The following is a 25,364-nucleotide window of genomic DNA, read 5'->3' as shown; positions in this document are numbered from 1 at the left end:
TATAAGGATAGATGACGTGAAATTGAGATGGTTTGCTTTTTTGGTGGTGTTGCTTGCTGGCTGTAGTTCGAAACATGACTATCAAAACCCGCCCTGGAACCCGGAAGTGCCGGTTAAACGGGCCATGCAGTGGATGCCGATCAGCGAAAAAGCCGGTAAAGCCTGGGGCGTTAGCCCGCGCCTGGTGACGGCAATCATCGCCGTCGAGTCAGGCGGTAACCCAACGCTTGTCAGCAAATCAAACGCGGTGGGGCTGATGCAGCTTAAAGCGTCAACGGCAGGGAAAGAGGTCTATCGCTATATGGGCTGGAGCGGCCAGCCGTCGACCAGCGAGCTGAAAAACCCGGAACGTAACATCTCGATGGGGACCGCCTATCTGAGCATTCTGGAACATGGCGTGCTGAAGGGAATCGACGATCCCGAGGTCATGCAGTACGCGCTGGTGGTGTCTTACGTTAACGGTGCAGGGGCGCTGCTGAGAACCTTCTCGTCGGACCGTAAGGAAGCGATAGAAGAGATTAACGGCATGGATAAAGACGAGTTCTTTGAGCATGTGGTGAAAAACCATCCCGCACCGCAGGCTCCTCGCTACATCTGGAAAGTTCAGAAAGCAATGGATGCCATGTAATGCCGATGTCGGGCGGCGAGCGCGCTGCCCGACGCCGCCTACAGAACCTTGTTTGCCCGTTCCCGGGCTTCTCGTTCCAGAGAGAAAATAATGCGCTGCAGCTCGCGCTCTGCCCCTGGCCCCACGTTCAGAAAGCGGAAGCTCAGGCGCGGCGTGGTGATGGTTTCGTTTTTGCTGTCCACCACTTTACGCTCGCTGATGGCAATCAGCTGCGCATCAAAGTAAAACCGTCCCCAGCCTGCCATATCCAGTTCTATCTGCGTAAAGCGCATGCCTTCTACCAGCCCCTCTGGCTTGGGCGTGTCCATCAGGGCTCCCATACCGCCCAGCGACAGGTCGAAAAGGCGGAAACGGATCTCTTTTTTGTCCGGCATTTTCGCTTTGCAGAAGTAAGCGGGGTGCAGCGGGGCGCTGATGCGGAAGTATTCCCGCCGCTGTACAAACCAAAGGTTATCCGGGAGCGGCGTGACAAAGGCAGGAAGCCCCTGGAATTCGCTCAGCTCCAGCCGGGGAAGAACAAACTCAACCTTCGCGCCATGGGTTTCGGCCATCACCGAGATTTTTTCAGCCCGCAGGGCGGCACGGTTTTCATACTCCTGGCTGCCCAGGTCGATGACCAGACGGTCCGATGAGGCATCAAGGATCTTGCTGATAAACTGACTGGCAGACCAGCTGATGCGCAGCGGTACCTCTCCCTTTTGCAGGTCGCGTAATACCCCTAATACAGCCAGCGGATTTTGCTTCAGGAACTGCTCACTGTAATTACTCACGCCAGATGGCTCCTCGATGTGTGACAGACTGTCTTTGCGTTATCGGCAATCTGAAATGAAACTTAATACAAACCGATGAGTTTTTTTCAGTGTAGCCGCAATTTAAGTCGGTGAGATAAAACCGGTTTTCCAGCGGTCGCCTATACTTAAGTTACCTGCGCGGGAGGGCTTCTGCGCACGCGTTAAACCTTTATGAGGGCATCGCTATGGGTATCATCGCCTGGATTATCTTTGGTCTAATTGCTGGCGCTATCGCCAAACTCATCATGCCGGGAAATGACGGTGGCGGCTTTATACTGACCTGTGTTCTCGGGGTCGTGGGGGCGGTCGTTGGCGGCTGGCTGGCGACGATGTTTGGACTTGGTGGCAGCATTAGCGGCTTCGACCTGCACAGCTTCCTGGTAGCCGTCGTGGGTGCCATTGTTGTGCTGGTGGTATTCAGATTGCTCAGACGAGCATAAGAACGCGTAAAATGGCCCTCCTGCGAGGGCCGTTTTTTTTATGTACGCTGATGAAATGTGGGCCGGGTAAGGCGCAGCCGCCGCCCGGCAATTTTGCCTATTGCGCCACGCGGTTTGTGGCCGCAGCACCGTCATTCGCCGCTGGCGGATTTTCCGGCACCGTATCGCACGGCTTCTCTTTCGGGCAGACGCGATCCAGCATCTTCAGCGTCACGCCGTTGCTCCAGCCAAATCCATCCTGAAGCGGATATTCCCCGCCGCCACCGCCCGTTCCGGTAGACGAAACGTCGTACTTCTCTACCAGCTTCTGCTGGCGATCGTAGGTGTGCTGAACATTTTTCAGGAAGCGCCAGGTCACGTCCATCGCCACCTTATCCTGACCATAGTTTTGCAACCCTTCAGCCGCAACCCACTGTAGCGGTGCCCAGCCGTTTGGCGCATCCCACTGCTGGCCGCTGTTGACGGTGGTCGTGGAAATACCCCCCGGTTTCAGCAGACGTGAGGCCGTGGCGGATGCCACCTTATCGGCGCGGTTTTGCGCCGCCGCCTTCACGTATAGCGGGAAGAGTGCGGCCGCCGTCAGCGGGTTACGGACCTTTTTGCTCTTCAAATCGTAATCGGCGTACCACCCCTCTTTTTCATTCCACAGGTGGGCTTCAATGGCCTTCTGGCGGGCCGCTGCCAGCGCCTCATACCTGCTGGCCCCAGCGGCATCGCCGCCGTCCTGGCTTGCCCGCGCCAGCAGTTTTTCCATCTTAAACATCAGGGCGTTCAAATCCACCGGCACGATGCTGGTCGTACGGATCGTGCCAAGCTTTTGCGGGTCGTCCATCCAGCGGGAGCTAAAGTCCCAGCCTGAGGCGGCAGCCGATCGCAGGTCGCGGTAAATCTCCGCAGCCGGACGGTCTGGATTACTTTTGGCGGTCGTGACGTCATCGAGCCAGGACTCCGGACGCGGCGTATCCCGGTCGTCCCAGTAGCGGTTGAGAATGGCGCCGTCATCCAGCTTCACCACGCGTTTACCGGCTTGTCCAGGCTGCAGCGCATCCGCACCCTCCATCCAGTAGGCATACTCTTTTTCCATCTGCGGACGATATTTTTTCAGGGCATCGCTGTCGTGTGTTGCCAGCAGCTCGACCATCATTGCGAAAAACGGCGGCTGCGATCGGCTCAGATAGTAGCTTCGGTTGCCGTTAGGGATATGGCCGTAGGTGTCAATTTCATACGCGAAATTGTCCACCATATCGTTAATTTTGTCCCAGTGTCCGCTCTCGGCCAGGCCCAGCATGGTGAAATAACTGTCCCAGTAGTACACCTCGCGAAAGCGTCCGCCGGGCACCACGTAGGGCTTCGGCAACGGCAGGAGCGAATCCCATTTACCGGCTTTATCGGTTGTGCGGGTTAATACCGGCCAAAGCCCGTCGATGTGTTCCCGCAGGCTCTGCCCGGAAGGCGGGGTGTATTTTTCGCCCTCGCCGGGGAGGGTAAAATTCACGTCAACAAAGTGGCGCAAATCAAATCCGGACTGCTTACGCTGCATGCGGTAGTCGGCGAGGATCGTCAGCGGATCGCTCTTCGGCACCGCGTCGGCAAAGGTCTTCTGATCGGGGAAAAGTTTGGCGCTCTGAACATCGTTAAAGAGGGGGCCGAGCAAAATATCAGGTGGATTGGTTTGGCCAGATGCCATCTCTTCAGCATAACCCAATGCGGTAACACCGAGTAGTGCGCCCCCCAGCGCAAGCTGTAAAACGGTGGGGCGTAGTGCACGAGGTCTTATCATCGGTTCGTCTCCTGTCTTCACTGAGCAGCGTGACCGCTGTTGTCAATTACCTGAAAACCTTAGACGAATATGGCCGGCTTCGCGTGTCGAATATCCCATTTTTCGAACAACCAGACAATTTACCGTCCCGATAAGCGGTTGCAGCTGTACGGTGAATTAGTCACGAGAATGAATATAAATAAATTATAATCCCCAGAAATAATAAGCGAAGGACAGCCGGGGAATTATGGTGCGCGAAGGGGAGGTAATAATGTGAGATGACCTCCTTTTTAGTCCGTAATATTGCAAGGATTACTCCTCGGCGATCACATAAATTAAAAATCATAATCACAATAGCAAAAAACATAATGGTACGCGCCGCCCCGTTTATACCAAATAGTCACACTCATCGTTTGGGTGTTTATTTTTTATAATCAGGATGGATTCTATGAAATTAAAGAAAACGGTAATTCTGATGAGCGTCCTCTATTCTGGCGCTCTGTTCGCGGCACAATCCTCGACAAGCGTTGAGGAAAAGCTGGCGCAGCTTGAAGCGCAAATTCAGGCGCTGAAGCAACAGCATGCAGCGGCGCAGCAGGCCAAAACGGTGGTCGTGGAGTCTGAAGAGCCGGTAAACAAAGACGCGCCGCCAAAGCTGACGCTTTCAGGTTTTGGTGATATTAAATTCTATGGTGACGTTGAATTCAATATGGATGCCGCCAGTAAAACGGGCAGCCTGACGTCTATTAAACAAAGCGCTAATAACGACTGGGCGCCGGGAGATAAAGAACGCTGGGATATAAACGGACGTATACTGCTCGGTTTTGACGGCTATCGAAAAATGGATAACGGCAATTTCGCCGGGTTCTCGGTACAGCCGCTGGCCGATCTGTCCGGACAAATGAACCTTGATGATGCCGTATTCTTCTTCGGCACGGAAAATGACTGGGAAATTAAAGTCGGACGCTTCGAAGCCTATGACATGTTCCCGCTTAATCAGGATACCTTCGTTGAATATTCGGGTAATACCGCAGACGATCTCTATAGCGATGGCTACGGCTATATCTATATGCTGAAAGAGGGGCGTGGCCGTAGCGACAGCGGCGGAAACTTCCTGATGAGCAAAACGCTGGACAACTGGTATTTCGAACTCAACACCCTGCTTAAGGACGGCAGCGATCTTTACGTCGATCGGCGTTACCACGGCGTGGAGCTTGAAAACGACAAAAACGTGGCCTACGTGCGCCCGGTGATCTCCTGGCAGGAAGGGGCCTTCTCCACGGCGGTCGCCATGGAGACAAACCTGGTCAACAACGCGTACGGATACCGCGACGATGCAGGGCGATGGGTAGATCAGTCCGAACGCACCGGGTACGGCTTTACCCTGACCTGGGACGGGCTAAAAGACGATCCTGAAGACGGTATTGTCACGAACCTCAATACCGCGTATCTGGATGCGATCGGCGAAACTGACTTCACCGCCGGGATTAACGGCCTGTGGCATAACTTCGAGCTGGGCTATATCTACGCCCACAACGAAATCGACGAGTTCAACGCCTCAACCTTTGATGCTGACTGTGAAAACGACTGCTGGATCGCCGATCCCGGCGAGTATGATATTCACACCATCCACACCTCGTACCTTATTCCTGACGTGATGAAGATGAAAAACTTCAACATTTATCTGGGGGCGTATGCCTCATGGGTGAATGCTTCGCCGAAAGAGGGTAAGGATAAAAACGACGATCGCTACGGCGGCCGCGTGCGCTTTAAATACTATTTCTGAGGGATCACGCCGGTCAGACCTCTTCCGGGGTCTGACTCACTTCCCGCAATGTACCCGGCGCCTGTCCGATAATACGCTTAAAGGCCCGGCTGAAGGCCGCCAGCGAGCCGTAGCCCAGACGTAAGGCCACGGTTTCGATAGGCTGATGTTCATGGCGAATGTACTGAATCGCCAGGCGCATTCTCAGTTCGCTGAGATATTTCGCCGGCGTTGTGCCCGTCGCCGCGAGAAACCGTTCGGCAAATACGGAACGCGACGTGCCGGCTTCCTTCGCCAGGTCTGCCACGCTCCAGTTCAGTCCCGGCTGCTGGTGCATGGCGTAAATCGCCCGGCTGAGTCTGGGGTCGCGCAACACCTGTACCCAGCCGGTGGCTTTTCCGCATCCTGCCTCCACCCAGCCGCGCACGATCAACGCTGCGACCACGTCGGCAAGGCGGGCAAGGATCCCGGCATAGCCAACCTGACGGGTCATGGATTCTCTCTCCATCGCCGCCAGCAGCGGGTGAATTTCCGGCCAGGTCGACATCAACCGGCTGACCATCATCACCTCCGGCATCGCCTTGATCAACGGCTGCATGCCACCCAGTTCAAAATCCATGCATCCGCTGAAAATGACGGTGTTGTCACTCTCCGGGCACGGCTCGCAGGTGATGGCGCATACCGAGCTGCAGATAGGCTCACTCGGAAATGCGTTGACCGGCGTGAGGGTGGCCTGTTCGTCGGAAAGCAGGGCATGGGCGTTACCGTTCGGGATAAAGAGCGCATCACCGCCGCTTAACGCAAACGTCGCGCCGCTCTCCGTGCGCAGGATCGCGCTGCCGTGGCTGACGAAGTGGAATTGCGCCTTGCCGGGAGCCTGATGAAACGCAACGCCAAACGGCGCGCTGGCTTCGATCCGGCGATATTTGACGCCTGACAGGCGCATGCCGCGCAACAGCTCGCTGATTAAATCGGGTGACTGGACGGTCATCGACGCAACTCCGGACGAATAATCAATAAGTGGAGATTATATGTCATAGATCGTCCACGGTGAACCCACTATTCTTTTGCGACATTAGTCACATTTTTATAACGGGAGTACAACAGATGAATTCATGTGTCGCGGCGAGAGAGGCTGTAGCGCCCGCAAAACCCGCCTGGCGGGCCGTCTATTCCCTGGGGCTGGGCGTCTTTGGCCTGATTACGGCTGAGTTTTTGCCAGCGAGTTTGCTTACGCCGATGGCGGCCAGCCTGGGCGTAACCGAGGGGATGGCCGGGCAGGCCGTGACCGCGACCGCGCTGGTGGCGCTGGTCACCGGGCTGCTGATTACCTCGGCCACCAAAAGCATCGATCGCCGCTGGGTACTGATGTTCTTCTCGGTGCTGCAGATTATCTCCAGCCTGCTGGTCGCGTTTGCGCCCACGCTGAACGTCCTGCTGATGGGGCGCCTGCTGCTGGGGATCGCCATCGGCGGATTCTGGGCCATGTCGACCGCCACGGCGATGCGGCTGGTGCCTGCCGACAAGGTGCCGAAAGCGCTGGCGGTGATCTTTTCCAGCGTGTCGATAGCAACGGTCGTGGCTGCACCGCTGGGCAGCTATCTGGGCAGCCTGATCGGCTGGCGCAACGTCTTTATACTCTGCATCGTGCCGAGCATGGTGGCGCTGCTGTGGCAGCTCTGGGTCCTGCCGTCGATGAAGCCCGAAAGCAGCGGTAGCCTGGGCACGCTGTTCCGCGTGCTGCGACGTCCGGGCATGATCGGCGGTATGCTGGCGACCATCCTCATCTTCAGCGGCCACTTTGCCTTCTTCACCTACCTGCGCCCGTTCCTGGAAACGGTCGGGCAGGCGAGCGTGGAGAGCATATCGCTGATCCTGCTAGGCTTTGGCCTCGCGAACTTTGTCGGGACCTCTATCGCCGGACATCTGCTGGCTCGCAGCCTGCGCCTCACGCTGGCGCTCGTGCCGTTCGTGATGGGCGTGCTGGCGCTGACCATGGTGGCGTTTGGTCATCTGGCGATGCTTGATGGGCTGCTGGTCGCGCTGTGGGGCTTTGCCTTCGGCCTGGTGCCGGTGGGGTGGTCTACCTGGCTTGCCACCACGGTTCCTGATGAAGCGGAAAGCGCAGGCGGCCTGCTGGTGGCCTCCATTCAGTTTGCCATCGGTGCCGGAGCGGCAGGCGGCGGGGCGGTGTTCGACCTCAACGGCGCCAGCGGCGTGTTTGCCGGCAGCGGGCTGCTGCTGGTGACCGCAATGGTGATTGTGTTGATGGGCGTGAAGGTGAAGGCGGAGTGAGGAATTTTCCTTTGTGATTGGTAGGCCGGGTAAGCGCAAGCGCCACCCGGCTTCGGTTTACAGTCCTTTATTCTCCATCAGCACCGCCAAATCAACGAGGCGGTTTGAGAATGCCCACTCGTTGTCATACCAGGCCAGGATCTTAACCATGTTGCCGCCAATCACCAGCGTCGACAGGCCATCAATAATGGAAGAGCGCGGATCGCCCTGGTAATCGCTCGACACCAGCGGTTCATCGCTGTAGCCCAGAATACCCTTCAACGGGCCGCCGGCCGCAGCCTGACGGAAGGCGTTGTTCACCTCGTCGGCGGTCACCTCCCGGCTCAGCGTCACGGTCAAATCCACGATGGATACCACGGGAACCGGAACGCGCAGGGAATAGCCGGTCAGCTTGCCGTCCAGGGACGGGATCACTTTCCCCAGCGCCTTAGCGGCACCGCTGGAGTAAGGCACAATCGACAGCGCTGCCGCACGCGCGCCGCGCAGATCTTTCTCCGGCTGGTCGTGCAGCGCCTGGCTGTTGGTGTAGGCGTGCGTGGTGTTCATCAGGCCGTGTTCGATACCAAACTGCTGATGCAGCACCTGCGCCGCCGGAGCCAGCCCGTTGGTCGTGCAGCTCCCGTTACTGACAACGTAATGTTGAGAAGGATCGTACAAATCGTGGTTCACGCCCATCACTACCGTCAGGTCATCATTCTTGCCGGGGGCGGAGATGATCACGCGCTTAGCCCCGCCGCGGGTGATATGCACGGCCGCTTTCTCACGCTCGGTGAAGAAGCCGGTGGCTTCAATCACCACATCGACGCCCGCGTCTCGCCACGGGATATTCGCCGGATCGCGTTCGCTAAATACGGTAATGCGATTGCCGTCAACCTGCAGCGCGCCGTCCGCCGCTTCAACGGGCACCGGCAGCGTGCCGAGCAAAGAGTCATATTTGAGCAGATGGGCGAGGGTTTTGCTGTCCGTCAGATCGTTTATCGCCACAATCTGCAGATCCGCGTTGCCCAGCGCCGCGCGCAGGACGTTACGTCCGATACGGCCGAAACCGTTAATACCGACCTTAACCATAATGCACTCCTTATCTGTGTTGTCTGGAGTCACTGTAGGCTTCGGGAGGTGTGGCGTAAATGACAAAAAAGGATCAGATTACGCCATCCTGCGGCAGTGGAAGCGCTGGCGATACTCGCCCGGCGTGAGGTGGAGCTGTTTTTCAAACACGCGGCGCAGGTTGATGCTGGTACCAAACCCGCTTTTCTCCGCAATCGAATCAAGCGGTTCCCGGGTCTGCTCGAGAAGCTGACGGGCGGCAGCGAGGCGAGCCTCGGATACGTAGCGGGCGGGTGAGGCACCGGTTTCACGGGTAAACACGCGGGTGAAGTTGCGCGGGCTCATGGCGACTTTTTCCGCCAGCTTTTCAACGCACAGGTCGGCGGTCAGGTTTTGCAGGATCCAGCCCTGCAGCTCGCTGACAGGGCCGCTTGCGCCAGACTGCTGCAGGTTATAGCGGCTGAACTGCAGCTGACCGCCGGGGCGGCGCAGATACATCACCATATCCTGCGCCACGTCGCGGGCGAGGGAAAAGCCATAGTCATCTTCAACCAGCGCCAGCGTCAGGTCAAACCCGGAGCTGACGCCGCCGGAGGTCCAGATGGGGCCATCCTGAATATAGAGCGGTCCCCCCTCCACCCTGATGGACGGGTAGGCGGCCTGCATGGTCTCCAGCAGCCGCCAGTGGGTCGTCGCGCGTCGGCCATCGAGCAGGCCCGTCTGGGCCAGCAGCATCGCGCCGCCGCAGATGGAAGCAACGCGGCGGGCGTGCGGGGCAGCAAGATGCAGCCAGTCCACCACGGCGGTGCTCTCCAGCGCGTTCATGCCGCGCCCGGTAATGATGATGGTATCCAGCGGTTCACGCGGATCAAGCTCCGGCAGGCGGTAGTCCGCGAGCAGGTTCAGGCCAGACTGGCCGTGTATCACCTGATGGGGCTGCGTGGTGGCGATGATAATACGGTAGCAGGGACGCGCGAGGCCTTCCGGGTGCAGCCGGTTGGCCTGCATCAGTATGTCGGCGATACCGGCGGCTTCGAACAGCATGCCGCCGTCAGGAACGATAATCAGGATTTTCTTCATGTCCTGAAAAGTATCTTTATTGCAGAATAAGTCAAGCGGCAGGTGAGGGGGCTGGCTCCTGCGCGTGAACCTTTTTCATTGGAATAACGGCAATAATCACCGCGCCCAGCACCAGGAACCCGGCCACCATAAAGATCCCGGCGTTAAAGTTCCCCGTGACGTCCTTCATCCAGCCCATCAGCAGCGGACCCAGCGCCGCGCCGGTCATCCCCGTGGCGTTAATCACCGCGATCCCTACCGCCCGGGCGCGCAGGGAGATATAGCGGTCCGGCGTGGTCCAGAAAATCACCATCGCGGCAAAGGCGCCCGCCGAGGCCATGACGATTCCGGTGAACTGGAGCAGGGGATTGACGCTGGTGGCGGTCATGATCCAGCCTGCGGCGGCAAACAGGTACGGCAGTAGGGTATGCACTTTACGCTCGTTCAGGCGATCCGAACGCTTGCTCCACCACACCATGGCGACAATGGTGCACACCTGCGGAATAGCGCTGAGAAGGCCGATGGTCACGTTGCTGCTGGTTTCGTTAAAGCTGCGCAAAATCAGCGGCGTCCAGACGCTGAGCGCGCTGAGGGTGTTAGTTAAGCAGAAGTAGGCCACGGTGTAGAGGATGATGACTGGCGTGAACAGCTCGCGCGCCAGGCTGCGCTGCGGCAACGCCGACGCGCTTGCCGCCTGCTGCGTTTTCTGCAGCGCGATTTTGTCGGCTTCCAGCATCTCGTGCAGGCAGGCCTTATCGTCCTCGGTTAACCATTTTGCCTTTGAAGGACTGTCATCCAGCCAGAACCACACCACCAGCCCCAGCAGCACGGACGGGAATCCTTCCAGCAGGAACAGCCACTGCCAGCCCTTCAGGTTGAGCAGGCCGTCCATATTCAAAATGTAGCCTGAAGCCAGCGAGCCGAGCGCCATAGTGACCGGCATCGCAATCATAAACAGGGCGTTGGCGCGGGCGCGGTAGTGGGCCGGGAACCAGTAGGTTAAATACAAAAGTAGCCCAGGCAGAAAGCCGGCTTCGGCAATCCCCACCAGCATGCGCAGCACGTACAGGCTGTTTGGTCCGGTGGCGAACATGGTGGCGGTAGAGGCAATGCCCCAGATCACCATCAGGACGGCAATCCAGCGCCGCGCGCCCACGATGCTCAGCATGATGTTGCTCGGAATACCGCAGATGACGTACATCACGTAGAACAGGGTGGTCGCCAGGCCAAACATGGTGCTGGTGAGGCCCAGATCTTTACCCATCGTCAGGCCGGCAAAGCCAATGTTGATACGGTCCAGGTAGGAGAAAACAAACAGAATGAATAAAAATACGATGAGGCGACGGAACAGTTTCTTAATAACGGCTTGCTGACGCGGATCCAGAGGCGATTGAGCAGGAGGTGCGTTCATGAAAAGCTCCACATTGCGATTATTAGTATGAGCGTGCAGGTCGGCTAAACGTATAGAAAACAGCCAGCCCTATCGTCAATTTATTGTTCAATAAATGATACGTAATTGTTAATTAGATAGCATTTATGAATCATATTGCGATCGGGATCTCTACTCGCTGACGGTAAGTGGCTGAAACCGCTTTCAACGCCCCAATGCTGCTATAGCCGTCACCGCTTCACAGGGTATAATCCCTTCATCTGCCGCCTGTTTTGGTAAGGAAACGCATGAGCACGCAAAAAAAAACCACTGAGGATCGGGACACCGACCCTGCCTTTCATCGCGAGGAGTTTCCGTTTTACTGGATCGTTAACGTCTACGCGCGCTACACGCAAATTATGGAAATCACGCTGAAAAAAGCCCAGCTGGACGTCTCCGGGTTTCGCGTGCTGATGGTGACGCACCAGTACGGTAAGGCCAGCATTTCCCAGATTGCCGAGTACGCCATGGCGAAAATGCCAACCGTGACCAAAATTGTCGGCCGCCTGCGCGATGATGGTCTGGTCACCACCGCCAGCAGCGAACAGGACGCCCGGGTAACGGAGGTGATGCTCACCGACGCGGGACGGCAAAAAGTCGAAGAAGCGATGGCCCAGGCGAGCAAGGTTTTTGAGAAAGGCTTCAAGGGAATGAGCAGCAGTCAGGTGGCAAAAATGAACCTGTCGCTCTCAAAAGTGCTGGATAATCTCAACGAACTTTGACGGCAAAAAGGCCGAATAACAAATTTGTGACCCGCGTAGACCTTTCGTCTAATCCACTGAAATAACTCAATTTTATCCCGCGCGTCGCGATGAGGCTTCATCGCGTACGCCCGCGTCCGCGTGACCTCTTTTGCTTTATTTTTCATCACTCTGTGCGATTAACCATGACAGGATAAAGGTTAATGGAGTGTTGCGTATTGGTAAAATTAACGTGAAACATTACTTGAATTTTCATCTAATTCTTCCATGATTGACCTAACGTTAGTCAGGACAAAAAGAGAGCAACGACTCTCGGCCTGAATGTGATTCGTTTTTTCTGGTTAAGGTGTTAATCATGAAGCCAGTCTTAAAAAGCAATGGTTATGTTGAGCAGTTTACCCTCGGTTCGGGCGATCTCAGCTTTGCGGTGAAAGATACGCTCGACGTCGCCGGACATCGCACCCGGGCGGGATGCCCTGCGCTGGCAGACGCACCCGTTGCAGAACGGCATGCGGACGTTGTCGCCACGCTGCTGGAAGCGCGCTGCGTGCTGACCGGCAAAACCACGCTGCACGAGCTGGCCTTCGGCGTGACCGGCATTAACCCGCGCTGCGGCACGCCGGTTAACCCGCTGTACCCGGCGCTGATCCCCGGCGGCTCCTCCAGCGGCTCGGCGGCGGTAGTGGCGTCCGGCGAGGTGGACTTTTCTCTCGGCACCGATACCGGCGGCTCGGTGCGCATGCCTGCCGCCTGCTGCGGCGTGATTGGCCTTAAGCCGGGCTACGGCGTGCTAAGCCGTAACGGCGTCATGCCCGAACAAAGTTCGCTTGACTGCGTGGGCGTGTTTGCGGCGCAGGCAGGCGTGCTGCGTCAGGCGATGACGCGCCTGGCAGTCCCCGTTGGGGAACCTCTTACCGAACTCCCTGCGATGGCTTTTGTGCTGGCAGCAGAGCTCGATATCGACGCCTGTCTTCTTGATGTCCTCTCTCTGGCCGGGATTACGCCTTGCGAAGCCACGCTGCCGCTGCTGGAAGACGCGCACCGCGCCGGACTGACGCTGATAAGCCACGAAAACTGGCGGGCGCTGGGGCCGATTCTGGCAAGCAATGCGGTCTCACCCGACGTTGCCTCGCGTATCCGCGCAGGGGCAGACGTCAGCGCAGAGGCGCTGCGGCGCGCCGAGCGCATCCGCACCGATTTTACCGCCCAGGTGGATGCGCTGCTTGCCGAGAACCCGCTGCTGGCGCTGGCAACGCTGCCGGAACTGCCGCCAACGCTGCGGGAGGCGGAAGATCCGCTGAGCGTGGTTAACCTGACGCGCCTGGTGCGGCCGTTCAACCTGAGCGGCCACCCTGCAGTTACCTTACCCGTCGGCGAAATCGACGGTCGTCCGGTCGCCCTGCAGCTTATCGCCCGCAAAGGGAACGACGGCTTGCTGGTGCAGGCTGCCGAATGGCTTAGCCAGCGACGACGTCACTAGCCCTCGCATTTCTTTTTTTAGCCTGATGACTCAGTGAGATCGACTCATTGCGGCCTCGCTCGCCCCAGGCGCGCCGCAGAAAACTATCTGGAGGATGCTATGTCTGCCGTACATGTCCGTGAGGAGCTGGTTCCGCTGCTGGGTGATGTTGCTACCCGCAGCCACGAATTTGAGCATCAGCGTCATATTTCTGACGATGTCATTTCCCGCTTTAAGCAGGTCGGGGTGTACCGCGCGCTGGTTCCCAAACTGTACGGCGGAGACGAATGCACCCCGGCGCAGTTTTGTGAACTGATCGAACAAATCTCGACCGCCGACGGTTCGGCGGGCTGGGTGGCAAGCTTCGGCATGAGCCCGTTTTATCTCGGCGCGCTGCCGCCGGATACCCTCAGGGAGCTGTATTGCGACGGGCCTGACGTGGTGTTTGCGGGCGGCATCTTCCCGACGCAAAAAGCGCGGCAGGCAGACGGCGGGTATCGCGTGAGCGGCCGCTGGAGCTTCGCCAGCGGCAGCATGGGGGCATCGGTGCTCGGCGTCGGCATTTTGCCGGAAGGTGACCAGCCGTTACCCCGCATGGCGGTGCTTCCGCGCGCCAGCGTGCAGATTGACCCGGTGTGGGACACCGTCGGCCTGGCCGGCACCGGCAGCCACGATCTGGTTGTCGACGATGCCTTCGTGCCCCACGAGTGGACCTTCGTGCGCGGCGGATCGCTGAACCTTGAGGGGCCGCTCTACCGTTATCCGGTGCTGTCCCTCGCCACGCAGGTGCTGTCCGTAGTCGCGCTTGGCGTGGCACGCGCCGCGCTCAATGAAATCTACGCTATCGCCCATCGCCAGCAGTCGGTCACCGGCGCGCCGCGCCTCGCGGAGCGACCGCAGGCGCAGATGCAAATCGCCCACAGCGAAGCCGAACTGCGCTCCGCCCGCGCCTGGTTCTATGACGCCATCGACGAGGTCTGGCAGTGCCTGCTGGCGGGGGACGATCCGAGCTGCGAGCAGATCAACGCCCTGCGCCTCTCGTCCACCCACGTGACCCGCGTGGCCGCCGAGGTGGCGCGTCAGGCGCTGGCGCTGAACGGGATGGGCGGCGTCACCATGACCAGCCCGCTGCAGCGCTACGTGCGCGACACGATGGTGATTACCCAACACGCCTTTATGGGCGACCTCTCGTACCTCAACGCCGGGACGGTCTTTTTTGGCGGCAAACCGCTGCCAGGTTACCTGTGATGTTTAACCCAAGGAGCAAAAGATGAGCCAGCTTTCAACCTTACGCGTGCTGTTTTGCATCGGCGTAAACCAGAACTTTTTTGACGCAGGCCAGGCCGAGGCCAAACAGGTGTGGGCCGCATTCGGCGTGATGATGAAGGGCATTGAAGAGACGCAGGGCATCCGCGTCATCGGCAACATGGACGATGACCAGCTGATGGTCGGGCCGTCCACCGCCGCGCCGTGGACCACCTACGTGCTGGCCGACGCCGAGCGTCTGGAAAACGTGGCCGCCGTGTGCAATCTGTTCCGCACCACGCCCGTGGGCGACGGCGGCAGCAGGCTGTGGAAGTACTGCAAAATCGAGGCCCGCGTGGGTCGCGAACTGATTATTCAGAGCTAGCCATGAACGCCCTGGATGCGCTGCGCTTGCAGCAGCTTGAAGATTGCCAGGCCGCCCGCGTCTGCATCAGCGACTACATGCGCCTGTGCGACAGCCTCGACGCTCCCGAAACCGTGCGGGCGATTGGCGCGCTGTTTACCGCTGACGCCTGTTGGGAAGGGGTGGGCGAGCCCTACGCTTCGCGGCTCGGTCGACATCAGGGGCGAGAGGCCATCGAAGCGATGATGGCGGGCTATGTTCGCCAGCCCGCGCATTTTGCCCTCAACGCTCATTTTCTCTGCTCTGAGGCTCTGCGGCACGCGCCGGACGGGCAGCTCAAAGGCCGCTGGCTGATGCTGCAAACCTCGGCCTTTAGCGCGGGCGGCGCGCACCTGAACGCGGCAGAAATTTGCGTCACCTTTGTCCGCGGCGAAAACGGAATGGCGATGGACCACTTCACCACCCGCAATCTGTTCAGCAGGCCGGTCGATCGCTGGCACGCCGCGGATGCCTTACCCGTACCGGATAAAACATGACTGGCAGGAGACTGGATATGCAATGCGACCACCTCATTAACGTAAAAAATATCGATACCGTGCCGGCACGTTCAGAGATTGCCGCGCTGGTGAAGCACGACCGCGTGCACACCTCGCTCTACACCTCGGACGACCTGTTCCAGCTGGAGCTGGACCGGATCTTCGGCAAGACCTGGGTCTGGGTGGCGCACGCCAGCGAGATCCCTGAAACCGGCAGCTTTAAAACGACCGAGATCGGCACGCAGCCGGTAATTGTTGTGCGCGACCGTAAAGGCACCGTCCATACGCTGCTGAACCGCTGCCGCCACCGGGCGGCAACCGTCTGCGAACACCGCAGCGGCAAAACCAACAGCTTTGTTTGCCCGTATCACGGCTGGGGCTACGCGCTGGACGGCAGCCTTCGCGGCGTGCCGCACCCGGAAAGCTATGCCGACCAGCTGGAAAAAGGCGAGCTTGGGCTGGTATCCCTGCGCACCGAGCAGTACGCGGGCATGATCTTCGCCACCTTTAACGACCAGATTGAGCCGCTGGAGGATTTCCTCGGCGCGGCGAAAAAGTGGATGGATCTGTTCATGAAGCAGGGGGCGGGCTACCCGATCAAAACCGGGCCAGCGCACCGCTTTCGCTTCCCCGGCAACTGGAAAATCCAGCTGGAAAACACCACCGACGGGTATCACTTCCCGGTGGTTCACCGCTCGTTTTTAAGCTCCGTCGATAAGCAAACCGAAGAGATGCTCAACTTCGTGGACGGCAGCGGCTACGTCGAAGACCTGGGCAATGGCCACAGCGTGATGGTGATGATCCCCGAGCTGGTGGATCTGGAGGCCAACCTCGATGCGCCGATCCCGGAACGCTTCAGCGAGCTGGCCGACGCGCTGCGCGCCGAGCACGACGAAGCGCAGGTGCGCCGCATCGTGCGCGCGGTCGGCGGCTCCGGCTTTAACCTCAACATCTTCCCGAATATCGCCTGTTCAATGGCCTTCTTCCGCGTCCTCCAGCCGGTGTCCGTCAGTGAAACCGAAATTCACCACGCGGTAATCACGATGGACGGCGGGCCGGACGTTGCTAACCAGGCGCGCCTGCGCCTGCACGAGCACTTCCAGGGGCCGATGGGCTTCGGCACGCCGGACGACTCCGAGGCCTGGGAGCGCGTTCAGCGCGGAGCCACGTCGGGGGAGGATCTCTGGATCATGCTCAACCGCGGGCTGGCGGGGGAGTACCGCACCGACGACGGGCTGCGCAGCGACGTCAGCGCCGAAACCGGGATGCGCGCCGCCTACCGGCAGTGGAAAAAGCTCATGACGGAGAACGAACAATGATGACGTCAGATTCTGCACTCTTTACCGCGATGGCGGTGGTCAACCTGGAGGGCGATCTGCTCGACCAGGGCGAGTTCAACGCCTGGCTGGATCTGTGGCAGCGCGACGGCCTGTACGTCGTGCCTATTGACCCGGCTGAAACCGATTTTAAAAACACCCTCAACTACGCCTGCGACGACCACCACATGCGCGAGAAGCGGGTGACGCGCCTGTACAGCGGCGAATCCATCTCCACCACGCCGCGCGCCCGCACGCTGCGCACGCTGTCGCGCTTTCGCGTGCTGGAGGCGAATGACAACACGATTGTGGTGCGCGGGGCGCAGTCCCTGTGGGAGCACCGCAAAGGCCACAGCCGCCACTACGCGGCGGATATCACCTGGCATCTGCGGCAGCAGGGCGAGCGCTGGCTGATCCAGCAAAAAGTGATCCGCCTGGTGAACAGCGACGATGTGCTGCACAGCATCGGCTACATCCTTTGAGGAAATACGCATGACGCAAACCGTATTAGTGACCGGGGCGGCGGCCGGTCTCGGCAAGGTTATTGCCGCCAGCCTTCTGGAGCAGGGTTTTCAGGTGGTGCTGACCGACGTCGACGCCGCGCGCGCGCAGCAGGCTGCGGACGAGCTGGATAACGGCAGCGTGCTGGCGCTGGGGCTGGATATCCGCCAGCCGCAGGATTTCGACCGCGCGCTGGACGCCACCGTGGCCCGGTTCGGCAGCCTTGACGTGCTGGTGAACAACGCCGCGCTCACCCTCGCCACGCCGGTGATGGAGATCGGGGTCGACGAATTCGACCGGGTGCTTTCCACCAACCTGCGCGGCACCTTTGTCGGCTGCCAGACGATGGGGCGCTATTTCGCCAGCCGCGGCTATGGCCGAATCATCAACTTGGCCTCGCTCGCCGGACAAAACGGCGGCACGGCGTCGGGTGCGCACTATGCGGCCTCTAAGGGCGGCATTTTAACGCTCACCAAGGTCTTTGCCCGCGAGCTGGCTAAATCCGGCGTGACGGTTAACGCCATTGCGCCGGGGCCGATGGATCTGCCGGTGGTGCATGCCCTGGTGCCGGAAGAAAAAATGGCCGGACTGCTGGCGATGATCCCGGTGGGCAAGCTCGGCGAAGCGGAATTTATCGCGCAGGCCGTGGCGCTGCTGGCTTCACCTCAGGCGTCGTTTGTCACCGGGGCGACCTGGGACATCAACGGCGGCCTGTTTATGCGTTAAGGAGCCACCATGCTGACTTTGCAGATTATCAGACGTGAGCTGCAGGGCGATGTTGTCCTGCTGACGCTGGCGCACGCTGAAGGGTTGCCGCTTCCGGCGTTCAGCGCCGGAGCGCATATCGACCTGCATCTTGCCGACGATTTGATTCGCCCGTACTCCCTGTACGGCGACCCGCAGGACCGCCATCACTACCGGCTGGGCATCCTGAAAGAGGGAGGCTCAAAGGGCGGATCCTTGGCCGTACACGCTCTGCAGGAAGGGGATGCGATTGCCGTTAGCGAACCGCGCAACCTCTTTGCGCTGGACGCGGGCGCTGCGCATACCCTGCTGATCGGCGGCGGGATCGGCATTACCCCGATGCTGTCGATGGCCGCCGAGCTTCATGCCGCCGGGCGCAGCTTTGCGCTGCACTACTGCGCCCGTTCGCGCGCGCAGGCGGCCTTTGTTTCACACCTGGACGCGTCGCCGTATTCGCCCCATCTGCACTTCAGCGATGAGCAGCGCATGGATCTTGCCGCCGTGCTGCGCGACGTGCCGCCCAACACCCACGTGTACGTGTGCGGCCCGTCGCGGCTGATGGAGGCGGTGAACGCGCAGGCGTTAGCCAGCGGCTATGCGCCGGAGCAGATCCATCAGGAGTGCTTTAGCGCCGAGGTCGAAACCGGCGGGGAAGCCTTTGAGGTGGTCGCTGCCGCGAGCGGCATCACCGTGACGGTGCTGGAAAACCAGACCATCGTCGAGGCGCTGGCGCTGGCCGGGCTAAAGGTCAACGTTTCCTGCAGGCAGGGGATCTGCGGCAGCTGCCTGACTGACGTAATCGAGGGTGAGCCGGATCACCGCGATCGCTACCTCACCGACGAAGAGAAGGCCGAAGGCGACCAGATGTTGCTCTGCTGCTCCCGCGCGAAGTGCGGGCGTTTAGTCATCGATCTGTAAGGGGACTCCCATGACACTGCAAACTGAATTTCGTAATGCGATGGCCCAGCTCGGCAGCGCCGTGTCGGTGATCACCACCGACGGCCCGGCGGGCAAGTTCGGCTTTACCGCCTCTGCCGTCTGTAGCGTGACCGACCAGCCGCCAACCCTGCTGGTCTGCATGAACCGCAACTCCTACGCGCACGAACACTTCCGCCGCAACGGCGTGCTGTGCGTGAACGTCCTCTCCAGCCACCATCAGGCGCTGTCGGGGGTCTTTGCCAACGCCAGCCTGCGGTCTGAGGAGCGCTTTCTTCACGACAGCTGGCAGGTGATGAACAGCGGCGCGCCGGTGCTCAGCTCGTCCGTCGCCAGCTTCGACTGCCTGATTGCCGACTGCCACGAGGTCGGCAGCCACTCGGTCTTTTACTGCCAGGTGCAGGCCATTCGCATCAGCGAGCAGCCGCGCGGGCTGGTCTACTTCAACCGTCGTTACCATGCCGTCGGGCATGACATTGAGGCGTAGCTTTTTTCCTGACCACAGGGGTAATGCGTAATGAGCAATGTCGTCACAGAACAAAAAATCACCGCGAAGGTGGGTCAGGATGCCAGCCAGATGCGCAGGCTGGTGATTGCCTCCGTGCTGGGGAATGCGCTCGAGTGGTATGACTTTTTCCTCTACGGCACCGCCGCGGCGCTGGTGTTTGGGCCGCTGTTCTTCCCGGTCGGGGGCGATCCGCTGCAGGGCACGCTGCTGGCGTTTTCCGGTTTCGCGGTGGGCTTTTTGGCCCGTCCGCTGGGCGGCATCGTTTTCGGCCACATCGGGGACAGATACAGCCGCAAGATGACGCTGATCATGACCCTGACGCTGATGGGCGCCACGACCTTCGTCATTGGCCTGCTGCCGACCTATGCGCAGATCGGATTCTGGGCGCCGCTGACGCTCATCATCCTGCGCTTCTTGCAGGGCGTGGCCTCCGGCGGCGAGTGGGGCGGCGGGGTGCTGATGCTCAGCGAGAACGCCCCGGCCTCGCGCCGTGGCTACTACACCGCCTGGAGCCAGATGGGCGTCTCCGGCGGGTTTGTCCTCTCGGCGTTTGCCTTTTACCTGGTGCAGCAGCTGCCGGAATCCGATTTTATGCGCTGGGGCTGGCGCGTGCCGTTCCTGCTGAGCATCGTCATCTTTTTAGTGGGCGTCTATATCCGCAAAAACATCCGCGAGAGCAGGGCGTTCACCGAGGCGAAGCCGGAAAAGAAGCACGAAAAAATTCCGCTGCTGATCCTGGTGCGCGACCACCCGAAAGCGCTCCTGCAGGCTATCGCCCTGCGCCTTCCGGAGAACGGCGCGTCATACATCTTCTTCACCTTCTCGGTGGTCTACGCCAGACATATCGGCATCAGCACCGGGGACATTATCAGCGCCGTCACCCTGGCGATGCTGGTGGAGTTCTTCTCGATTCTGTTCTGGGGGGCGCTGTCGGATCGCATCGGCCTTAAGCCGGTCTATTACATCGGCGCGATCGGCCTGCTGGTGATGGCCTTCCCGTTCTTCTGGCTGCTCTCTACCGGCAGCTACGGCTGGATCATGCTCGCCATGTTCCTCGGCCTGCCGTTCTGCCACGGGGCGATGATCGGCACCCAGCCCTGCATTATGAGCGATCTCTTCCCGGTGCGGGTGCGCTACTCCGGGCTGGCGCTGGGGCACGAGGTCGGGTCGATCTTCTCCGGCGGCCTGGGCCCGATGCTGGCGGTGGCGCTGCTGATCGAATTTGACGCCTCCTGGCCGGTCTCCCTTCTGCTGATGGTTTACGCGCTTCTGGCGTGGATTGCGCTGCGCAGCCTGCCGTCCCAACACGAGGAAAAACAATGATTGATAAAAGGATAACGGACATTGACCGCGCGGTGGCGGACGTCTTTGACGGCGCGGTGGTGATGGTGGGGGGCTTTGGTCCCGCCGGACAGCCGGCGGAACTGCTGGACGCGCTGATCCGCCGCAGGCCGCGCGAGCTGACCCTCATCAGCAACAACGCCGGAAACGGCGACTACGGCCTGGCGGCGCTGCTGAAGGCCGGATGCGTGAAAAAGGTCGTGTGCTCCTTCCCGCGCCAGGTGGACTCCTGGGTGTTTGACGATCTCTATCGTCGGGGGGAGGTCGCGCTGGAGCTGGTTCCACAGGGCAATCTCGCCGCGCGCATTCAGGCCGCAGGTTCGGGGCTGGGCGGGATCTTCACGCCGACCGGCTTCGGCACGCAGCTGGCCGAGGGCAAAGAGACGCGCCGCATCGACGGCAAGGATTACGTTTTCGAAACGCCGCTGAGGGCCGACTTCGCGCTGATCAAGGCGCTGAAGGCCGACCGCTGGGGCAACCTGGTGTTTGACAAAACCGGGCGCAACTTTGGCCCGATCATGGCGACAGCCGCCGCCTGCACCATCGCGCAGGTGAGCGAGACGGTGGCGCTGGGCGAGCTGGACCCGGAAGCGGTGGTGACGCCGGGGATTTTTGTCCAGCGCGTGGTGCAGGTCGCGACCGCACGCAAGGAGTCCGCATGAACACATTAACCCCACAGCAGCTGGCGCAGCGCATTGCGCGGGACATTCCGGAAGGGGCGTACGTCAACCTCGGCATCGGGATGCCGACACGCATCGCCAATTATCTTCCAGCAGACCGCGAAATCTTCCTGCACAGCGAAAACGGCATCCTGGGCATGGGGCCCGCGCCTGCGCCCGGCGAAGACGATCCCGAGCTCATCAACGCCGGCAAGCAGCCCGTCACGCTGCTGGCCGGGGGCTGCTATTTCCACCACGGCGACTCCTTCACCATGATGCGCGGCGGCCATCTCGATATCTGCGTGCTCGGTGCCTATCAGGTTTCCGCGCGCGGCGATCTGGCGAACTGGAGCACCGGGGAACCCTCGTCGATCCCGGCCGTGGGCGGGGCGATGGACCTGGCGATTGGCGCGAAGAAGGTGTTTGTGATGACCGAACACCTCACCAAAAGCGGCGTCTGCAAAATCGTCGAAACCTGCACCTATCCGCTGACCGGGATGGCCTGCATCGACCGGATCTACACCGACATGGCGGTGATGGACATTACGGAACAGGGCGTGGTGGTGCGGGAACTGTTTGGCGATATCACGGCCGACTATCTGCGGTCAGTCACGCCCGTGACGCTGACCTTCGCGCTGTTTAATGACGATGCTACGGCATAAGGCGGGAGAGCCTATGGATCTGGAATACCGACTGGACGGCCCGAGCGATGCCCCGCTGCTGGTGCTGTCGAACTCCCTCGGCACGACGTACGGGATGTGGGAAGCGCAGATGCCTGCGTTTACACAGCATTTTCGCGTGCTGCGCTACAACACGCGCGGGCACGGGCGTTCTCCGCTGCCGCCGGGGGGCGTAAGCCTGGCGTCGCTCGGCAACGATGTTATTGCTCTGCTGGATCGCCTGGGCGTGGAGCAGGCTCATTTTTGCGGGATATCGCTGGGCGGCATGACGGGGCTGTGGCTGAACCGCCATGCGCCGGAACGTTTTCATCGTCTGGCGGTTGCCAACACTGCCGCAAAAATTGGCGAGCCGGAAGGCTGGCGGCAGCGCGCCGCGCTGGTGCGTCAGCAGGGGATGGCCCCGGTCGCCGCCACGGCGGCCGATCGCTGGTTTACGCCCGCTTTCCGTCAGCGCCACCCGGAAGCGGTGCAGCCGCTGATCGACGCCCTGGGTGAAACCTCGCCTGAGGGCTACGCCGCCTGCTGCGACGCGCTGGCACTCGCCGACCTGCGGAACGACGTGCAGGCCATGCCGCGCCCGATGCTGGTGATTGCCGGAGACGAGGACCCGGTCACTACGCTACGCGACGCAGAACGGCTGGTGGAGGATGCCCCGCAGGCGCGCTGCCTGGCCCTGCCCGCCTCACATCTTTCTAACGTGGCCTGCGCCGGGGCGTTTAGCCAGCACGTCATCACCTTCTTAAATGCAGGAGCACAGCATGAGCATCACCGTTGAATCCATCGCCTGTTGGCTGGTGGATATCCCAACCGTTCGCCCGCACAGGCTGTCGATGGCGACCATGGGCTGCCAGACGCTGGCCCTCGTGCGCATGACCTGCGCAGAGGGCGTGGTGGGCTGGGGCGAAGCCACCACCATCGGCGGCCTGAGCTATGGGGCGGAAAGCCCGGAGGCGATCAAATCCGCCGTCGAAACCTACCTGTCACCGCTGCTCTGCGGCAAGACCTTCAGCGGCCCGGCGGCGCTGGCGCACGTTATGAACGCCAGCGTGAAGGGCAATACGTTTGCGAAGTCAGCCCTTGAAACCGCGTTTCTGGACGCGCAGGGAAAAGCGCTGGGCGTGCCCGTTAGCGCGCTGCTCGGTGGGGCGCTGTGCGAGCGGCTGCCGGTGCTCTGGACGCTGGCCAGCGGCGACACGGAAAAAGACATCGAGGAGGGCAGGCGCCTGCTGGCGGAAGGGCGGCACGACGCCTTCAAGCTCAAGATTGGCGCGCGGGATCTGGCGACGGATATTCGTCACGCGCTGGCCATTAAGTCTGCGCTGGGCGACGAGGTCAGCATCCGCGTGGACGTCAATCAGGCCTGGGATCTGACGACCGCCGTAAAAGGGATGCGTCAGCTTCAGGACGGCGGTATCGACCTGGTGGAACAGCCGATCCCGCTCTGGGACCGGCAGGGCCTCATTACCCTCAGCCAGCGCTTTGAGGTGCCGATTCTGGCGGATGAGGCGGTCGGCACCAGCCACGACGGCTACGCCCTGGCAAACGGCGGGTTTACCGGCGCGTACGCCCTGAAAATTGCGAAAGCAGGCGGCCCCGCGCAGGCGCTGAAGCTGGCGCACGTCGCGCAGGCGGCGGGCGTGGCGCTTTACGGCGGCACCATGCTGGAAGGCACCGTCGGAACCCTGGCCTCTCTGCACGCCTGGTCCACGGTCCCGATGCGGTGGGGGACAGAGATGTTTGGCCCGCTGCTGCTAAAAGACGACGTCGTGGTGCGCCCGCTCGACTTTAGCCGGGGACAGGTCACGCTGCCCTCCGGCCCGGGTCTGGGCATCGACATCGACACCGATAAATTGCGCCACTACGCGCGCCCGTAAGGAGCTTTCATGCTGTTCAAAGTCGAAATGACCGTCAACATACCGGCCTCGCTGCCGGCGGAGCAGGCAGATGAGATCAAAGCCAAAGAGAAAGCCTATTCGCAGCGCCTGCAGCGTGAAGGCAAGTGGCTGCACATCTGGCGGGTGGTCGGGCAGTACGCCAACGTCAGCATTTTTGACGTGGCGGATAATCAGGAGCTGCACCTGCTGCTGACCGGGCTGCCGCTCTATCCGTACATGGACATCAGCGTGCAGCCGCTCTGCGCGCATCCCTCATCAATACATAACGCATAACAGCCCATACCCTACACAACCGAGGAACCTGCAATGTCAAAGAATCCTGCACATCAGTCCGAACTGGAAACCCTGCTGGCGATCGGCAGCGGCCTGAACGCCGACGGGGGCAACGAACGCTTCAAGGCCATCATGCACCAGCTGTTGAGCGACCTGTGCAATACCATCAAAACGTTCGACATCACCGACGAAGAGTTCTGGATCGCCGTTAACTATCTCAACGAGTTGGGCGAGCGTAAAGAAGCGGCGCTGCTGGCGGCGGGCCTGGGCCTGGAGCACTATCTGGACATGCGCGCCGATGAAAAAGAGGCGGCGGCCGGAAGCGAAATCGGCACGCCGCGCACCATCGAAGGACCGCTCTACGTTGCCAACGCGCCGCTGAGCCAGGACTTTGCGCGCATGGATGACGGCAGCGAGAAGGCCGAGGCGATGTGGCTGCACGGCAAGGTGACTGACCTTGCGGGGAACCCGGTGCCCGGGGCGATTGTGGATATCTGGCACGCCAATACCCATGGCGGTTATTCGTTCTTCGACCCGTCGCAGAGTGAATATAACCTGCGTCGTCGCGTTAAGACGGCAGCCGACGGCACCTACGCTGCGCGCAGCATTGTGCCGTGCGGCTACGGCTGCCCGCCGGATGGCCCAACGCAAAAATTGCTCAACGGTCTGGGCCGTCACGGCAATCGTCCGGCGCATATCCACTTTTTCGTCTCTGCGCCGGGCTTTAAGCATTTGACCACGCAAATCAACCTCAGCGGCGACCAATACCTGTGGGACGATTTTGCCTTTGCTACCCGCGAAGAGCTGATTGCCGATCCGGTGAAAATTACCGACGGCACCGTTGCCCGCGAGCGCGATATCCATGGGCCGCATACGGAAGTGCGTTTTGATTTTGTCCTGGTGTCGGCGGCGGGAAGCGCCGACGAGGAGCGCGGCAAGCGCGCCCGCGTGAAGGAGTAACGATAGCGGGCAGCGTATCAGCGCTGCCCCTGT

Annotated in this window: 27 protein-coding genes; 21 read left to right on the top strand and 6 right to left on the bottom strand. The window is 60.5% G+C overall.

Annotated features, from left to right (window positions below):
* Positions 1–16: 16 nt before the first annotated feature.
* The gene (gene emtA / locus VPX56_RS13355) at positions 17–628 is read left to right on the top strand and encodes a membrane-bound lytic murein transglycosylase EmtA (RefSeq protein ID WP_131632324.1); all 612 of its coding nucleotides are present in this window, start codon (positions 17–19) and stop codon (positions 626–628) included.
* A gap of 38 nt (positions 629–666) precedes the next feature.
* Here emtA and ycgR read toward each other — a convergent pair whose 3' ends face one another.
* Positions 667–1,398, bottom strand: a complete 732-nt coding sequence (gene ycgR, locus VPX56_RS13350) for a flagellar brake protein YcgR (protein WP_131632325.1) — start codon at positions 1,396–1,398, stop codon at positions 667–669.
* Between the two features lie 206 nt (positions 1,399–1,604).
* Here ycgR and VPX56_RS13345 point away from each other — a divergent pair, with 206 nt between their 5' ends.
* Positions 1,605–1,859: a GlsB/YeaQ/YmgE family stress response membrane protein gene (locus VPX56_RS13345; RefSeq protein WP_131632326.1), complete on the top strand. Its 255-nt coding sequence runs from the start codon at positions 1,605–1,607 to the stop codon at positions 1,857–1,859.
* A gap of 97 nt (positions 1,860–1,956) precedes the next feature.
* Here the strand turns inward: VPX56_RS13345 and VPX56_RS13340 are convergent, their stop codons facing one another.
* Positions 1,957–3,639 carry an alpha,alpha-trehalase gene (locus tag VPX56_RS13340; RefSeq protein ID WP_326466899.1) on the bottom strand — a complete coding sequence of 561 codons (1,683 nt, stop codon included), beginning with the start codon at positions 3,637–3,639 and terminating at the stop codon, positions 1,957–1,959.
* Between the two features lie 427 nt (positions 3,640–4,066).
* Between VPX56_RS13340 and VPX56_RS13335 the strand changes: the two genes are divergently transcribed.
* Positions 4,067–5,404: a carbohydrate porin gene (locus tag VPX56_RS13335; protein ID WP_326466897.1), complete on the top strand. Its 1,338-nt coding sequence runs from the start codon at positions 4,067–4,069 to the stop codon at positions 5,402–5,404.
* Positions 5,405–5,417: 13 nt separating this feature from the next.
* Here VPX56_RS13335 and VPX56_RS13330 read toward each other — a convergent pair whose 3' ends face one another.
* On the bottom strand, positions 5,418–6,374 hold the full coding sequence (locus VPX56_RS13330; protein ID WP_131632329.1) for an AraC family transcriptional regulator: 957 nt from the start codon (positions 6,372–6,374) through the stop codon (positions 5,418–5,420).
* A 116-nt stretch (positions 6,375–6,490) separates the two neighbouring features.
* Here VPX56_RS13330 and VPX56_RS13325 point away from each other — a divergent pair, with 116 nt between their 5' ends.
* On the top strand, positions 6,491–7,678 hold the full coding sequence (locus VPX56_RS13325; RefSeq protein WP_326466894.1) for an MFS transporter: 1,188 nt from the start codon (positions 6,491–6,493) through the stop codon (positions 7,676–7,678).
* A gap of 57 nt (positions 7,679–7,735) precedes the next feature.
* On the opposite strand, the gene gap is transcribed toward VPX56_RS13325, so the two are convergent.
* From gap to hpaX, 3 genes are all read right to left on the bottom strand, one after another.
* On the bottom strand, positions 7,736–8,746 hold the full coding sequence (gene gap, locus VPX56_RS13320) for a type I glyceraldehyde-3-phosphate dehydrogenase (RefSeq protein WP_326466893.1): 1,011 nt from the start codon (positions 8,744–8,746) through the stop codon (positions 7,736–7,738).
* A gap of 78 nt (positions 8,747–8,824) precedes the next feature.
* Positions 8,825–9,805 carry a GlxA family transcriptional regulator gene (locus tag VPX56_RS13315; RefSeq protein ID WP_326466891.1) on the bottom strand — a complete coding sequence of 327 codons (981 nt, stop codon included), beginning with the start codon at positions 9,803–9,805 and terminating at the stop codon, positions 8,825–8,827.
* Positions 9,806–9,836: 31 nt separating this feature from the next.
* The gene (gene hpaX, locus VPX56_RS13310; protein ID WP_326466889.1) at positions 9,837–11,195 is read right to left on the bottom strand and encodes a 4-hydroxyphenylacetate permease; all 1,359 of its coding nucleotides are present in this window, start codon (positions 11,193–11,195) and stop codon (positions 9,837–9,839) included.
* A gap of 266 nt (positions 11,196–11,461) precedes the next feature.
* Between hpaX and VPX56_RS13305 the strand changes: the two genes are divergently transcribed.
* The 17 genes from VPX56_RS13305 to catA all read left to right on the top strand — a co-directional run bounded on the left by VPX56_RS13305 (position 11,462) and on the right by catA (position 25,331).
* Positions 11,462–11,935: a MarR family winged helix-turn-helix transcriptional regulator gene (locus tag VPX56_RS13305; protein ID WP_131632334.1), complete on the top strand. Its 474-nt coding sequence runs from the start codon at positions 11,462–11,464 to the stop codon at positions 11,933–11,935.
* Positions 11,936–12,269: 334 nt separating this feature from the next.
* Positions 12,270–13,394: an amidase gene (locus tag VPX56_RS13300; RefSeq protein ID WP_326466887.1), complete on the top strand. Its 1,125-nt coding sequence runs from the start codon at positions 12,270–12,272 to the stop codon at positions 13,392–13,394.
* Positions 13,395–13,493: 99 nt separating this feature from the next.
* Complete coding sequence (locus VPX56_RS13295) at positions 13,494–14,621, top strand: acyl-CoA dehydrogenase family protein (protein WP_326466885.1); 1,128 nt, start codon at positions 13,494–13,496, stop codon at positions 14,619–14,621.
* A 22-nt stretch (positions 14,622–14,643) separates the two neighbouring features.
* Positions 14,644–15,003, top strand: a complete 360-nt coding sequence (locus VPX56_RS13290; RefSeq protein ID WP_326466883.1) for an IacB protein — start codon at positions 14,644–14,646, stop codon at positions 15,001–15,003.
* A 2-nt stretch (positions 15,004–15,005) separates the two neighbouring features.
* Positions 15,006–15,518 carry a nuclear transport factor 2 family protein gene (locus VPX56_RS13285; protein WP_131632338.1) on the top strand — a complete coding sequence of 171 codons (513 nt, stop codon included), beginning with the start codon at positions 15,006–15,008 and terminating at the stop codon, positions 15,516–15,518.
* Between the two features lie 17 nt (positions 15,519–15,535).
* Positions 15,536–16,837, top strand: a complete 1,302-nt coding sequence (locus tag VPX56_RS13280) for an aromatic ring-hydroxylating oxygenase subunit alpha (protein ID WP_326466880.1) — start codon at positions 15,536–15,538, stop codon at positions 16,835–16,837.
* Positions 16,837–17,316 (top strand): aromatic-ring-hydroxylating dioxygenase subunit beta, encoded by a 480-nt coding sequence (locus VPX56_RS13275; protein ID WP_131632802.1) that lies wholly within the window; start codon positions 16,837–16,839, stop codon positions 17,314–17,316. Before VPX56_RS13280 ends, VPX56_RS13275 begins: the two co-directional genes overlap by 1 nt.
* A gap of 10 nt (positions 17,317–17,326) precedes the next feature.
* A complete protein-coding gene (locus tag VPX56_RS13270) occupies positions 17,327–18,061 on the top strand; it encodes an SDR family NAD(P)-dependent oxidoreductase (protein WP_326466878.1) in 735 nt (244 codons plus the stop codon).
* 9 nt (positions 18,062–18,070) lie between these two features.
* Positions 18,071–18,997, top strand: coding sequence for a PDR/VanB family oxidoreductase (locus VPX56_RS13265; RefSeq protein WP_326466876.1), 927 nt, complete (start codon positions 18,071–18,073; stop codon positions 18,995–18,997).
* 10 nt (positions 18,998–19,007) lie between these two features.
* Positions 19,008–19,502 carry a flavin reductase gene (locus tag VPX56_RS13260; RefSeq protein ID WP_131632342.1) on the top strand — a complete coding sequence of 165 codons (495 nt, stop codon included), beginning with the start codon at positions 19,008–19,010 and terminating at the stop codon, positions 19,500–19,502.
* Positions 19,503–19,532: 30 nt separating this feature from the next.
* The gene (locus VPX56_RS13255; protein ID WP_326466873.1) at positions 19,533–20,846 is read left to right on the top strand and encodes an MFS transporter; all 1,314 of its coding nucleotides are present in this window, start codon (positions 19,533–19,535) and stop codon (positions 20,844–20,846) included.
* Positions 20,843–21,526 (top strand): 3-oxoacid CoA-transferase subunit A, encoded by a 684-nt coding sequence (locus tag VPX56_RS13250; protein WP_131632344.1) that lies wholly within the window; start codon positions 20,843–20,845, stop codon positions 21,524–21,526. The genes VPX56_RS13255 and VPX56_RS13250 overlap by 4 nt, the downstream gene beginning before the upstream one ends.
* A complete protein-coding gene (locus VPX56_RS13245; RefSeq protein WP_131632345.1) occupies positions 21,523–22,185 on the top strand; it encodes a 3-oxoacid CoA-transferase subunit B in 663 nt (220 codons plus the stop codon). Before VPX56_RS13250 ends, VPX56_RS13245 begins: the two co-directional genes overlap by 4 nt.
* Before the next feature lie 13 nt (positions 22,186–22,198).
* Complete coding sequence (gene pcaD, locus VPX56_RS13240; protein ID WP_326466867.1) at positions 22,199–22,978, top strand: 3-oxoadipate enol-lactonase; 780 nt, start codon at positions 22,199–22,201, stop codon at positions 22,976–22,978.
* Entirely contained in the window at positions 22,962–24,077 is a 1,116-nt protein-coding gene (locus VPX56_RS13235; RefSeq protein ID WP_263611111.1) for a muconate cycloisomerase family protein, read from the top strand. The genes pcaD and VPX56_RS13235 overlap by 17 nt, the downstream gene beginning before the upstream one ends.
* Positions 24,078–24,086: 9 nt before the next feature.
* Complete coding sequence (gene catC / locus VPX56_RS13230; RefSeq protein WP_131632348.1) at positions 24,087–24,371, top strand: muconolactone Delta-isomerase; 285 nt, start codon at positions 24,087–24,089, stop codon at positions 24,369–24,371.
* A 33-nt stretch (positions 24,372–24,404) separates the two neighbouring features.
* Positions 24,405–25,331 carry a catechol 1,2-dioxygenase gene (gene catA, locus VPX56_RS13225; RefSeq protein ID WP_326466862.1) on the top strand — a complete coding sequence of 309 codons (927 nt, stop codon included), beginning with the start codon at positions 24,405–24,407 and terminating at the stop codon, positions 25,329–25,331.
* The last annotated feature ends 33 nt before the right edge of the window (positions 25,332–25,364 follow it).

Origin of the sequence: Enterobacter wuhouensis (assembly GCF_035835995.1) — a bacterium.
GTDB classification, from domain to species: Bacteria; Pseudomonadota; Gammaproteobacteria; order Enterobacterales; family Enterobacteriaceae; genus Enterobacter; species Enterobacter wuhouensis.
The sequence above is the reverse complement of the archived record's forward strand: the minus strand, read 5'-3'. Positions and strand labels throughout refer to the sequence as shown.

Excerpts from the sequence above, each read along its gene's own strand:
- catC (WP_131632348.1), top strand. The coding sequence starts at position 24,087 with ATGCTGTTCAAAGTCGAAATGACCGTCAACATACCGGCCTCGCTGCCG.
- gap (WP_326466893.1), bottom strand. The coding sequence starts at position 8,746 with ATGGTTAAGGTCGGTATTAACGGTTTCGGCCGTATCGGACGTAACGTC.
- VPX56_RS13245 (WP_131632345.1), top strand. The coding sequence starts at position 21,523 with ATGAACACATTAACCCCACAGCAGCTGGCGCAGCGCATTGCGCGGGAC.
- VPX56_RS13330 (WP_131632329.1), bottom strand. The coding sequence starts at position 6,374 with ATGACCGTCCAGTCACCCGATTTAATCAGCGAGCTGTTGCGCGGCATG.
- VPX56_RS13325 (WP_326466894.1), top strand. The coding sequence starts at position 6,491 with ATGAATTCATGTGTCGCGGCGAGAGAGGCTGTAGCGCCCGCAAAACCC.
- VPX56_RS13340 (WP_326466899.1), bottom strand. The coding sequence starts at position 3,639 with ATGATAAGACCTCGTGCACTACGCCCCACCGTTTTACAGCTTGCGCTG.
- VPX56_RS13280 (WP_326466880.1), top strand. The coding sequence starts at position 15,536 with ATGCAATGCGACCACCTCATTAACGTAAAAAATATCGATACCGTGCCG.
- VPX56_RS13260 (WP_131632342.1), top strand. The coding sequence starts at position 19,008 with ATGACACTGCAAACTGAATTTCGTAATGCGATGGCCCAGCTCGGCAGC.
- VPX56_RS13275 (WP_131632802.1), top strand. The coding sequence starts at position 16,837 with ATGACGTCAGATTCTGCACTCTTTACCGCGATGGCGGTGGTCAACCTG.
- VPX56_RS13300 (WP_326466887.1), top strand. The coding sequence starts at position 12,270 with ATGAAGCCAGTCTTAAAAAGCAATGGTTATGTTGAGCAGTTTACCCTC.
- VPX56_RS13235 (WP_263611111.1), top strand. The coding sequence starts at position 22,962 with ATGAGCATCACCGTTGAATCCATCGCCTGTTGGCTGGTGGATATCCCA.
- VPX56_RS13270 (WP_326466878.1), top strand. The coding sequence starts at position 17,327 with ATGACGCAAACCGTATTAGTGACCGGGGCGGCGGCCGGTCTCGGCAAG.
- VPX56_RS13285 (WP_131632338.1), top strand. The coding sequence starts at position 15,006 with ATGAACGCCCTGGATGCGCTGCGCTTGCAGCAGCTTGAAGATTGCCAG.
- pcaD (WP_326466867.1), top strand. The coding sequence starts at position 22,199 with ATGGATCTGGAATACCGACTGGACGGCCCGAGCGATGCCCCGCTGCTG.
- VPX56_RS13265 (WP_326466876.1), top strand. The coding sequence starts at position 18,071 with ATGCTGACTTTGCAGATTATCAGACGTGAGCTGCAGGGCGATGTTGTC.
- VPX56_RS13295 (WP_326466885.1), top strand. The coding sequence starts at position 13,494 with ATGTCTGCCGTACATGTCCGTGAGGAGCTGGTTCCGCTGCTGGGTGAT.
- VPX56_RS13290 (WP_326466883.1), top strand. The coding sequence starts at position 14,644 with ATGAGCCAGCTTTCAACCTTACGCGTGCTGTTTTGCATCGGCGTAAAC.
- VPX56_RS13250 (WP_131632344.1), top strand. The coding sequence starts at position 20,843 with ATGATTGATAAAAGGATAACGGACATTGACCGCGCGGTGGCGGACGTC.
- VPX56_RS13335 (WP_326466897.1), top strand. The coding sequence starts at position 4,067 with ATGAAATTAAAGAAAACGGTAATTCTGATGAGCGTCCTCTATTCTGGC.
- catA (WP_326466862.1), top strand. The coding sequence starts at position 24,405 with ATGTCAAAGAATCCTGCACATCAGTCCGAACTGGAAACCCTGCTGGCG.
- VPX56_RS13255 (WP_326466873.1), top strand. The coding sequence starts at position 19,533 with ATGAGCAATGTCGTCACAGAACAAAAAATCACCGCGAAGGTGGGTCAG.
- VPX56_RS13305 (WP_131632334.1), top strand. The coding sequence starts at position 11,462 with ATGAGCACGCAAAAAAAAACCACTGAGGATCGGGACACCGACCCTGCC.
- VPX56_RS13345 (WP_131632326.1), top strand. The coding sequence starts at position 1,605 with ATGGGTATCATCGCCTGGATTATCTTTGGTCTAATTGCTGGCGCTATC.
- VPX56_RS13315 (WP_326466891.1), bottom strand. The coding sequence starts at position 9,805 with ATGAAGAAAATCCTGATTATCGTTCCTGACGGCGGCATGCTGTTCGAA.
- hpaX (WP_326466889.1), bottom strand. The coding sequence starts at position 11,195 with ATGAACGCACCTCCTGCTCAATCGCCTCTGGATCCGCGTCAGCAAGCC.